Source organism: Motilimonas thetidivivens (genome assembly GCF_046452435.1).
GTDB lineage: Bacteria > Pseudomonadota > Gammaproteobacteria > Enterobacterales > CBDFNC01 > Motilimonas.
In genome coordinates this window covers 1-10,182 of sequence record NZ_JBKFDK010000042.1, presented here as the reverse complement: position 1 = coordinate 10,182, position 10,182 = coordinate 1, and the positions used below count along the sequence as shown (strand labels likewise).

At 43.8% G+C, this 10,182-nt stretch carries 11 protein-coding genes; 3 read left to right on the top strand and 8 right to left on the bottom strand.

Annotation, left to right across the window (positions count from 1 at the left end):
- Window positions 1-267 precede the first annotated feature (267 nt).
- The gene (locus ACK8OT_RS18985) at window positions 268-723 is read left to right on the top strand and encodes an RNA recognition motif domain-containing protein (RefSeq protein WP_410198080.1); all 456 of its coding nucleotides are present in this window, start codon (window positions 268-270) and stop codon (window positions 721-723) included.
- A gap of 13 nt (window positions 724-736) precedes the next feature.
- Here ACK8OT_RS18985 and murI read toward each other — a convergent pair whose 3' ends face one another.
- A complete protein-coding gene (murI, locus tag ACK8OT_RS18980) occupies window positions 737-1,510 on the bottom strand; it encodes a glutamate racemase (protein WP_410198079.1) in 774 nt (257 codons plus the stop codon).
- Between the two features lie 157 nt (window positions 1,511-1,667).
- Between murI and trmA the strand changes: the two genes are divergently transcribed.
- The gene (gene trmA / locus ACK8OT_RS18975) at window positions 1,668-2,765 is read left to right on the top strand and encodes a tRNA (uridine(54)-C5)-methyltransferase TrmA (RefSeq protein ID WP_410198078.1); all 1,098 of its coding nucleotides are present in this window, start codon (window positions 1,668-1,670) and stop codon (window positions 2,763-2,765) included.
- Between the two features lie 43 nt (window positions 2,766-2,808).
- On the opposite strand, the gene ACK8OT_RS18970 is transcribed toward trmA, so the two are convergent.
- The 7 genes from ACK8OT_RS18970 to ftsY form a co-directional block, all read right to left on the bottom strand.
- Entirely contained in the window at window positions 2,809-3,153 is a 345-nt protein-coding gene (locus tag ACK8OT_RS18970; protein WP_410198077.1) for a 5-carboxymethyl-2-hydroxymuconate Delta-isomerase, read from the bottom strand.
- Between the two features lie 332 nt (window positions 3,154-3,485).
- Window positions 3,486-4,316, bottom strand: a complete 831-nt coding sequence (locus ACK8OT_RS18965; protein ID WP_410198076.1) for a prephenate dehydratase — start codon at window positions 4,314-4,316, stop codon at window positions 3,486-3,488.
- Between the two features lie 140 nt (window positions 4,317-4,456).
- Window positions 4,457-5,299: an RNA polymerase sigma factor RpoH gene (gene rpoH, locus ACK8OT_RS18960; protein WP_410198075.1), complete on the bottom strand. Its 843-nt coding sequence runs from the start codon at window positions 5,297-5,299 to the stop codon at window positions 4,457-4,459.
- Between the two features lie 77 nt (window positions 5,300-5,376).
- Window positions 5,377-5,832, bottom strand: coding sequence for a GNAT family N-acetyltransferase (locus ACK8OT_RS18955; RefSeq protein ID WP_410198074.1), 456 nt, complete (start codon window positions 5,830-5,832; stop codon window positions 5,377-5,379).
- 217 nt (window positions 5,833-6,049) lie between these two features.
- Window positions 6,050-7,018: a permease-like cell division protein FtsX gene (gene ftsX, locus ACK8OT_RS18950; RefSeq protein ID WP_410198073.1), complete on the bottom strand. Its 969-nt coding sequence runs from the start codon at window positions 7,016-7,018 to the stop codon at window positions 6,050-6,052.
- Window positions 7,011-7,691, bottom strand: coding sequence for a cell division ATP-binding protein FtsE (ftsE, locus tag ACK8OT_RS18945; RefSeq protein ID WP_410198072.1), 681 nt, complete (start codon window positions 7,689-7,691; stop codon window positions 7,011-7,013). Before ftsE ends, ftsX begins: the two co-directional genes overlap by 8 nt.
- A 21-nt stretch (window positions 7,692-7,712) precedes the next feature.
- The gene (ftsY, locus tag ACK8OT_RS18940) at window positions 7,713-9,386 is read right to left on the bottom strand and encodes a signal recognition particle-docking protein FtsY (protein ID WP_410198071.1); all 1,674 of its coding nucleotides are present in this window, start codon (window positions 9,384-9,386) and stop codon (window positions 7,713-7,715) included.
- Window positions 9,387-9,482: 96 nt separating this feature from the next.
- Here ftsY and rsmD point away from each other — a divergent pair, with 96 nt between their 5' ends.
- Window positions 9,483-10,094, top strand: a complete 612-nt coding sequence (gene rsmD / locus ACK8OT_RS18935) for a 16S rRNA (guanine(966)-N(2))-methyltransferase RsmD (RefSeq protein WP_410198070.1) — start codon at window positions 9,483-9,485, stop codon at window positions 10,092-10,094.
- The last annotated feature ends 88 nt before the right edge of the window (window positions 10,095-10,182 follow it).

Here is a 10,182-nt window from a genome sequence, read left to right as displayed (position 1 = left end):
AATCTGAATTCGTTAAATTTTGATTTGTTTGAGTAAAAAACACGCTCAATGGTCACATTTTGCTCTTTATCACATTAATTTGACCCGATTATTCGGATTAATGTTAAAAAATTGGAAACAGCTTCAAGCTTATGCTTCATTTAATTGCTAAATTACGCATGACTTTATTTGCCGCATTTTCTTGTCATTTGGGCAAATGATGTCACAAGCACAATTTTGAAATATCTAATTACAATTATATTCTTTATATCAGGGGTTCAATTAATCATGAAATCGTCCAACACACTAGGATTGTCTGTGTTGCTTTCTCTTGCATTGGCAGGTGTAGGTTTTGTTATCGCCTATTTTTTACAACCAGATTCAGCTTTCCTTTTTGCTTTAGGTATCGCCATCGGTGGTATTGCCATTGCACTACTACCCAGCAAATCAGAAGTAGAAGATAGTTTCACCACTAAAACGCTATACGTTGGTAATCTACCTTATCGTGCTAATGAAGCTGCCGTTCGCCAGTTATTTTCAGAGCATGGCCGTGTAGTTTCTGTGCGTTTAATGAAAGATAAGCAAACTGGCAAACGACGCGGCTTTGGTTTTGTTGAGATGCCAGAAACAGATGCTGATAATGCAATATCCCAACTTAACGAGAAAGAGTTTCAGCAACGTACTTTGAAAGTTCGTGAAGCTAATGAACGCACCAACCGCGATGATGAAGGCGCAGAAGATTAATTTGCCATCGTCGCTAAAAAGCCTGTAGCGAACTAAAGCCCATTTCCGATAGGGTATCATTTAGTTCGCTCACCTCTTGATTCATCTTCGTGCAATAAATCATCAGTGTTTTTTGCTCTGTTATTTCCGCTTCCAATAAATTATCGACGCGCTGTGCAATAGCAGCCCCCGAATCCACCAAAGTGACTTTTGAGCCAAGTGCATGGGTTATTTCTTCATGCAGCAGGGGGAAGTGCGTACAACCGAGAACAACACAATCCGGCTTTGGCTCCGCATTTAGCCAAGGAGATAAGATTTCATCGATCAATTGTTGCGCCACTGGCTGCCGCCTAAGTTTCTGCTCGGCTAACTTAACCAGTTCACTAGAGCCAATGCGTAACACTTGCACATTTGGTGCAAAGTCTCGGATCAGGTTGTCGGTATAGCTTCGACTCACCGTCCCCGGCGTCGCTAATAAACCAATACAGCCCGTTTGCGTAAGCTTGGCCGCAGGTTTTATCGCAGGTACAACACCAACAACCGGTACAGGTAAAAGTTGGCGTAATGGCTCCAGCACTAATGTACTGGCGGTATTGCAAGCTATTACCACTAAATCAACCGACCATTTTTCCAATGCGTGTTGCATTAAATGACAGACCCGGCTGACCAGTACATCGTCAGTTAATTCTCCATAAGGAAAAAGGGCATTATCGAATAAATAGGTAACCGAGACCTGAGGCAGTTGTTTAGCAATTTCTTGATATACAGATAAGCCACCCACACCTGAGTCAAAAATTAAAATTCTCACCTATTAATACCCTGCTGCCTTGGTTGCCAATAAGGCTGTGATTGTCACTTGTTTTATCACTCTACTGCAAGTCAGACGATAAAATTGTCGCGGCTTTACTGGACAATATTGACTGGCTGGTTAGAATTTGCCTTTTTAGCTGCGCCTTGAGGTTTATATGTCCTGCCCTTTTATCCAACCTGATTCTTATCAACAGCAGCTGGAGGAAAAAGCAAGTCAGCTTGAACAACAGTTTTCCGCCTTTGTCCCACCTAGCTTAGAGGTGTTTGCTTCTCCTAAGCAAAACTACCGTAGCCGCTGTGAATTTCGGGTTTGGCATCAAGGCGATGATCTTTACTACATTATGTTTGACCAAGCCACCAAGGCAAAAATCCGTGTCGACCAGTTTGGTCCAGGCAGTGCCTTGATCAACCAGCTCATGCCGGAACTGATTGAACATATCAAAGGTAATTCTGTGCTGCGCCACAAGCTATTTCAAATCGATTTTTTATCAACCTTGAGCGGTGAAATATTAGTAAGTCTGTTGTATCACAAGCCCTTGGACGAACAATGGCAGCAACAAACACAGCAGCTTAAAGCAGCGCTATCAAACCAATACAAAATCGATTTCATCGGCCGAGCACGTAAACAAAAAATCTCCATAGATCGTGAATTTGTGGTCGAAAAGCTGCAGGTTTTTGGTCATGAGCTAATCTACAAACAAGTCGAAAATAGTTTTACCCAGCCCAACGCTAAGGTAGCAGAAAAAATGTTGGAATGGGCGGTCGACTGTACTCGAGACAATCAAGGGGATTTACTTGAGCTGTATTGTGGCAACGGTAATTTTTCACTCGCACTGGCGCAAAACTTTAACCGCGTACTCGCCACTGAAATTGCTAAGCCATCGGTTGAATCGGCACAATACAATATTGCCGCTAACAACATCGATAATGTCACCATAATTCGCATGTCTGCTGAAGAATTTACTCAGGCGATGAAAGGAGAGCGAGAGTTTTCACGCTTAAAAGGCATTGATCTATCAAGCTATCAATGTAATACGATTTTTGTCGACCCGCCACGAGCGGGATTGGATCCGGCCACCGTGAAAATGGTGCAAGAATACGACAACATACTCTATATAAGCTGTAACCCTGAAACATTGGCGGACAATCTAAAGGAATTAAGCCAAACCCATCAAATCACACGGTTTGCCTTATTTGATCAATTCCCTTACACCCATCATGTTGAATCTGGCGTATATCTGCAACGCAAATAAAAAACTTGGGCAGCCTTTGCGCTGCCCTTTTTAGTGATTATAACTAGATCCGCTTGCTATAAACCTCTTCGTCGAGATCCCGTACATCAACTGAAACACTACCAACAAAATCAACCGACTCGGTTAAAGTGCGACATAGCAACTGACTCAATTGGTATTTTTCTTTGCTCGAGCGACCTTTCAGCAAAGACACAGTGAGATGAATAAACATCCCCTCGCTCCCTAAATCACCAATTCGATAATACGGGTAAGGTTGTGCGCGGCTCTTAATCGCACTGGAAGTAAAATAACCCGACCCTTTTGCAGCATCATGAACGGCATTTAACAGGCTAGCTATATCATGACTTGTTTCTAGTTCTTGCGCATATTCCATCACTAAATGTGGCATATTCGGTCCCCTCTCACTGATAAAAAATGGGTGTTCTAATTTCAGTGTATATCAGTTTAAGTATCTAACAAGGATGGAAAAAGTGACCTGATTACCAAGTCTAGTTAGTTCGTTTTGCAAAAAAACTTATGACTATAGCTCATTTATTTGTACGTTAACTTCAGCTTTGGTTAAAAGTAATTCATATAGATACGATATGAAATAAGCAGCAAAACTTCGTTTTCAGGGATGAAAGCGCAGAGCTTATAGGGACATATTCACCGCGTTTTTGCGGATTTTTCATACCCTATAGCTTATCCGGTTACGTTAATAAGTTCCGAGAGCAACCTAGGCTATATTTTGGCGGCTTGATACGAGCCCAAAACTTTAACGCGATACTGTCGATTAATCTGTTCGATCGCCGCCGCAATATCATCTTGCTCGCAATGGCCTTCAATATCGATAAAGAAGTGATATTTGCCCAATTGCGACTTAGTCGGGCGCGACATTATCGACGTCATGTTAATTCGGCGATCGGAAAAAGCCGTGACAATACTGCCCAGCACTCCGGGCTTATCGTGATCATCTCGCACCACTAAGGTGGTTTTGTAACTTAACGAAGGATCTATGGCTTGTGGCTCTTTACCTAACACCAAAAATCGAGTTTGGTTGTGGGCAAAATCAGTCACGTTGTCGATTGAAAAACCATCGCCCTGCCAATCTTTTAGAACATGATGAGGAATAACTGCCGCAGCAGGCTCGGTAGACTCCTCAAGTGCCTGCAATGACGCCATATTACTTTGCGTATTATGGATGGTGATGTTTTCTAAACTCTCGATGAACTCAGAACACTGACCATGAGCCACAAACTGAACATAGAGGGAGCGAATATCTACCAAGCTGGCACAGTTAGTCACCAGTGCGAACTTAATCGGTAGCAAAATCTCATCACGAATATATAGGTCGGTCGCCATCAATTCGTCAAGCACGACCTGAACATAGCCCTCTGATAAGTTTTCTATGGGTAAAACCCCCAAATCAGCTTCGGTACCAATGGCAGCGAACGCCATCTTTAAAGTGGGATAGTAAGTTACTTGACAATTTGCGTCTTGGCGAGAGAGGTAGCGTCTCGTCGCCATGTCTGAAAAGGTATCTTTTGGGCCTAATGTCGCAACAACTGTCATGCAAAACCTCACTCTCTCTAACGGAACTGAGAATTTACATTATCTTGACCCCAGCGTCACCTGCTGTCATGGCTTGGTATGATTTTCAGCAACAAAAAAGGCCTGAAGATTCAGGCCTTATCGATCTCAAAGGGAATAGCTTAAATATCCATTACGCCTTTTAATTTTTTCAACGCATTATTCTCAAGCTGGCGAATGCGCTCTGCCGAGACTTGATATTGACTCGCAAGCTCTTGCAAGGTTGCTTTCTCGTCGGTAAGCCAACGAGATTGTAGAATATGCTGGCTACGATCATCTAATTGAGCCATCGCTGCGCTAAGCTTAGCCGACGCATGATCCTCATAATTGGCAGATTCATATTGCTCGGCCAAGTTAGAAGATTTGTCTTCTAGATAATGCATTGGCGCGAAACTTTCTTCATCGTCATCATTAGCAAGGTCAAAAGCCTGATCTTGAGCGCTTAAACGCGACTCCATTTCCAGCACTTCTTTCTCAGACACACCTAAGGACTCAGCAACATTACGCACTTCGTCTTGGTTAAACCAACCAAGGCGTTTTTTGGACTTACGTAGATTGAAGAAAAGCTTACGCTGCGCCTTTGTGGTTGCCACTTTTACCACACGCCAATTGCGTAACACATATTCATGAATTTCAGCTTTAATCCAATGTACGGCAAATGACACCAAACGCACACCCACAGTGGGATCAAAACGTTTCACCGCCTTCATTAAGCCGATATTGCCTTCTTGAATTAAATCAGCCTGAGGCAAGCCATAGCCAGAATAGCTTTTTGCTATATGGACAACAAAACGTAAATGGGACAAAACCAATTTACGGGCCGCTTCAACGCTCCCTTCATAAAAGAGCTCTTCGGCATAGCGCTTTTCTTCTTCCGCACTTAATACAGAAAATTGATTTACCGATTGAACATAGCCTTCAATGCTACCTTGAGGTATCAACGCCATTGAATAATCTGTACTCATTAGTAACCTTTTAGAATCGATGAGCCGAATGCCAATGCCCCTATTCTAAGGGCAAGCTGAAAGAATATAGGGAAACATTAGCTAATATGCAAGTGTCTATCCTGAGCAGGTGACACCAAGCAAGATTTTACATAGGGAGGATACGTAGCAGGGATAGATTCAGATCTCAGGCCAAACGCAGTAATCATATTCTGAACCAAAGGATGTTCGCTTTTGATCACAATCACTTGTTCAACCTTGTGTTGAACCTGTTCGGTCAGCTGCTTAAACAACATTTTACCCACTCCTTGCTCACGATAACTAGCACGAACATATAAGCAGCGGATATCTAATTCATTTAGAGAAGTGAGGCGGTACAAAATACAACCAATGGCATCACCATTGTGACGGGCGATTAATAGTTGATATTCCCCTAATTGGAAATCATCAAGTAGTGAACTAGGCATTGCCGATTCTGCGTCCAATTCATTGAGTAATAATTGAACCACTGGAGAAAATAAAGAAGCATCTTCAAAAGCAAGCGATAGTGTCATTAATAATCCCTTCAATCGTCTTAACAGACTTAGCCTAACCGATCTAAAAAAGTGACACAAGTCACAAATTATATTTCGACCAGATTAATGATAAATTAATTAAAATAAAGCGAGATTCTGCTAATTACAGAGTAGGCGAGATAGTGCCGAGATAAGATGAAATTACTATGACGATTTAGTGCCACTCACTATTAAGTAGCACTAAAGGCGGCAGATATTATGGCTCGATTAAATGTATGTGTCGTTTTACGGTAACGTAGGACGAAATTAATCCAAGCAATGAAGCAAGACCCAACATAAAGAGAAACTCAGCTAAGGATAAACCGAGCAACCTAAAATCGCTCTGATATAAACCTGCAACACGGATCACCGCAGACTCCATCCAGAGCACTAAAGAGCTGGTTAACACCCAAGCTATCATCCCGCCGATCAGGCCATACCATAATCCGGTATACAGAAATGGTCGATGAATGAAGGAATCAGTCGCTCCCACCAATTTCATCACTTCAATTTCAGTGCGACGATTTAGGATATTTAAACGTATCGTATTACCTACGATAAGAAGCACTGAAGCAAGTAATAGAAAAGCAATCGCCACCACAGAATCAACCGCCAAGCTAATGATACCGTGTAACCGCTCCAGCCATTCGATATCCAGCTTGCCTTGTTCAACTTCCTTTTCTTGCTGCAGTTTAGCTAACAATAACTTAGCCCCCGCCGGAGAAGCATGCTGTGGCTTGGGAGTGACTTGCACTACCGCTGGTAACGGATTTTCGTCTAAGTAATCTAATGCATTACCAAACCCAGACATCTCGCGAAACTCAGCGATAGCTTGTTCCTTAGAGATATAAGTAACCGCTTCAACTTCACTGTACAGGCTGATACGTTGGATAAAGTTTTGCGTTGTTTTCTCACTCAAGCCCGGCTGTAAGAATAAGCTCACTTCGGCCGCATTATCCCAGCTAGCTGTCACTCGCTCAGCATTTTTCAACAGCAAATGAAAACTGGCGGGTAACGCGAGACTGATCCCCAATACCGCCATGGTCATCAGCGATGCCATTGGCGTACGCCATAGCTCACCTAAACTACCCACCGCCTGTTGAAAATGGTTCACCCAATACATCAGAAATCTTTTGTACCATGGCACCTTAGCAATACGCGGAGAAGATCCTAATAAATTAAGCATGTGGACCTCCTAGTAAACCATCACTACTCATTTTGCCATTGCGTAATGTCAGGGTGCGATAGCGCATTTTTGCTATTAGGCCAAGATCGTGAGTGGCTATCAACACAGAGACGCCAACACTATTAAAGGCCTCAAACAGCTTTAAGATCTCGGTAGAAAGCTTAGGGTCAAGGTTGCCCGTGGGCTCATCGGCTAATAATAGTGGTGGTTTATTGACGACAGCACGTGCAATCCCAACACGTTGCTGTTCACCACCCGATAAATGAACAGGGATACAGAATGCTTTATCAGATAACCCCACCTTATCCAAGGCCGCCATCACACGTCGCTCAATCTCACTACGACCGTAGCCCTCAATAACCAAGGGTAAGGCAACATTTTCAAATACTGTCTTGTCCATCAACAGCCGGTGGTCTTGAAATATAATGCCAATGTGGCGTCGAAGATAGGGAACATGACGGCGAGATACACGACTAATATCATTGCCATTGAGGTAAATTTTGCCGTCAGAGGGACGCTCTAATAAGCTAATTAGTTTGAGCAAGGTACTTTTACCTGCGCCCGAGTGTCCAGTCAAAAACGCCATTTCGCCTTGTTGCAAATGAAAATCTACCTTTTGCAAAGCTTGGTGACTACCGGAATACACTTTACTGACTTGCTCAAACTTAATCATTCTTTGCCTATCCTTGGATTATTACTCGCCCAGTTTTTCGCGACTAAATAGTGCCTCAATAAAGTCATCAGCACTAAATGGACGTAAGTCATCTATCCCTTCACCGACACCAATATAGCGAATTGGAATGCCAAATTTATCGGCTACAGCGAAGATAACGCCGCCTTTGGCGGTGCCGTCTAACTTAGTTAAAGTGATCCCAGTTAGGCCGACTGCATCATGAAATAACTGGGCCTGGCTAATTGCATTTTGCCCTGTTCCAGCATCGATAGTGAGCATAATTTCATGGGGCGCGGTTTCATCTTTCTTTTTCATCACTCGAACCACTTTTTTCAGCTCTTCCATTAAGTGGTTCTTGTTTTGTAAACGACCAGCTGTATCAGCGATAAGGACATCGATATTTCTGGCTTTTGCTGCTTCTAACGCATCAAACAACACGGAAGCACTGTCGGCACCGGTGTGCTGTGCCACAACAGGAATGTCGTTACGCTCACCCCAAACCTGCAATTGCTCAACAGCCGCAGCTCGGAAGGTATCACCTGCTGCTAGCATCACTGATTTACCTTCGCGCTGATATTGTTTAGCTAGCTTACCTATAGTCGTTGTTTTACCCACGCCATTAACACCGACCATTAAGATAACATAAGGCGTTTTTTCTTTATCAATTTCAAGTGGTTTATTAACCTTTTGCAAAATTTCAGACATATCTTGCTTGAGTAATTCATAAAGCGCTTCCGCATCTTTTAGCTGCTTACGGCTAGCGTGAGAGGTTAATTTAGCGATGATCTTTGACGTGGTTTCGACACCTAAATCAGCAACAAGTAGTTGCTCTTCAAGCTCATCAAATAAATCGTCATCAATTTTTTTACCGCTAAACAAGCCAAAAAAGCCACTGCCTATGTTTTGCTTGGTACGGCTTAAACTATTACGTAGACGAGAGAAAAAGCCCGCCTTCTTCTCAGGTTTTGCTTCTTCCGCTTCTGCCTCGGCAGCCAAGCGAGCCTCTTCAGCCACTTTTGCCTCTGCGGCTAAGCGAGCTTCTTCTGCTGCTTTCGCTTCTGCGGCTAAGCGAGCCTCTTCTGCCGCTTTTGCCTCGGCGGCTAAACGTGCTTCTTCTGCCGCTTTCGCTTCTGCGGCTAAACGCGCATCTTCTGCTGCTTTTGCCTCGGCGGCTAAGCGTGCTTCTTCTGCCGCTTTTGCCTCTGCAGCTAAGCGTGCTTCTTCTGCCGCTTTCGCCTCGGCAGCCAAGCGTGCTTCTTCTGCCGCTTTTGCCTCTGCGGCTAAGCGTGCTTCTTCCGCTGCTTTTGCCTCTGCGGCTAAGCGTGCTTCTTCTGCCGCTTTTGCCTCTGCGGCTAAGCGTGCTTCTTCTGCCGCTTTTGCCTCTGCAGCCAAGCGTGCTTCTTCTGCCGCTTTCGTCTCTGCGGCTAAACGTGCTTCTTCTGCCGCTTTTGCCTCTGCAGCCAAGCGTGCTTCTTCTGCCGCTTTCGTCTCTGCGGCTAAACGTGCTTCTTCTGCTGCTTTCGCTTCTGCGGCTAGGCGCGCTTCTTCTGCTGCTTTTTCATCTAGGTTACTAACCGCCGATGGTTGCTGGGCTAGATCTTTACTTTCTGCACTCACGCCCTCTGCTTCTGGCAAATCTTCAGCTTCTTTTTTGCCAAAACCTAACCAGGAAAATAAACCTTTCTTTTTCGCCATTTGTGTAAAACCTTACTCGAGATGAGAATGCCTGTTAAACTACAGACCTATAAACTGCACGCATTTTAACACCTAATGGCCGGACTAAAAATTACAATGGGCACAAATCAAAGGCTTAGATCGAAACAAAAAGTAAATACTAGCGGTAAACAAGGTCAAATCCGCATTATTGCTGGCCAATGGCGAGGAAGAAAGCTCCCAGTCAAAGATCTAGAAGGATTAAGGCCCACTACAGATCGCGTTAAAGAAACCGTTTTTAACTGGCTAGCAATGGATATACGAGGAACGACATGCTTAGATTGCTTCAGCGGAAGTGGCAGTCTTGGGCTTGAAGCTTTGTCTCGATACGCAACGAGTGCAGTATTACTAGAACGAGACAAAAGTGCAGCCAAGCAATTACAAACCAACTTAGACACGGTTAAAGCGAGCAATGCTAAGGTTATTTGTACCGATAGCATGTCTTATCTTGCACAAACAGCGCAGCAAAAGTTCGATCTCGTCTTTGTTGACCCCCCTTTTCGCAAAGGGTTGTTAGAGCCTTGCTGTCAGCTACTTGAGACTAATGGCTGGCTCAAAGACAATGCTTTGATATATTTAGAACGTGAAAAAGAGCTAGAACAACTTACTCTACCAACCAACTGGGGCCTAATAAAAGACAAGGCAGCAGGCCAAGTCATTTATCAGATCTATCAGCGCCAACCTAAATAAAGCCGAAATATTTTTTGAAAAGCGCTTACTGTGAGACCCGAGCTTGCTCGGGGAATACTGTAGGTGTTATTTTGAATTCTCTGTAGAC

Bases quoted from the DNA above. Each gene is read 5' to 3' on its own strand.
- ACK8OT_RS18985 (WP_410198080.1), top strand. From the start codon at position 268: ATGAAATCGTCCAACACACTAGGATTGTCTGTGTTGCTTTCTCTTGCA.
- trmA (WP_410198078.1), top strand. From the start codon at position 1,668: ATGTCCTGCCCTTTTATCCAACCTGATTCTTATCAACAGCAGCTGGAG.
- ACK8OT_RS18970 (WP_410198077.1), bottom strand. From the start codon at position 3,153: ATGCCACATTTAGTGATGGAATATGCGCAAGAACTAGAAACAAGTCAT.
- ACK8OT_RS18965 (WP_410198076.1), bottom strand. From the start codon at position 4,316: ATGACAGTTGTTGCGACATTAGGCCCAAAAGATACCTTTTCAGACATG.
- rpoH (WP_410198075.1), bottom strand. From the start codon at position 5,299: ATGAGTACAGATTATTCAATGGCGTTGATACCTCAAGGTAGCATTGAA.
- ACK8OT_RS18955 (WP_410198074.1), bottom strand. From the start codon at position 5,832: ATGACACTATCGCTTGCTTTTGAAGATGCTTCTTTATTTTCTCCAGTG.
- ftsX (WP_410198073.1), bottom strand. From the start codon at position 7,018: ATGCTTAATTTATTAGGATCTTCTCCGCGTATTGCTAAGGTGCCATGG.
- ftsE (WP_410198072.1), bottom strand. From the start codon at position 7,691: ATGATTAAGTTTGAGCAAGTCAGTAAAGTGTATTCCGGTAGTCACCAA.
- ftsY (WP_410198071.1), bottom strand. From the start codon at position 9,386: ATGGCGAAAAAGAAAGGTTTATTTTCCTGGTTAGGTTTTGGCAAAAAA.
- rsmD (WP_410198070.1), top strand. From the start codon at position 9,483: ATGGGCACAAATCAAAGGCTTAGATCGAAACAAAAAGTAAATACTAGC.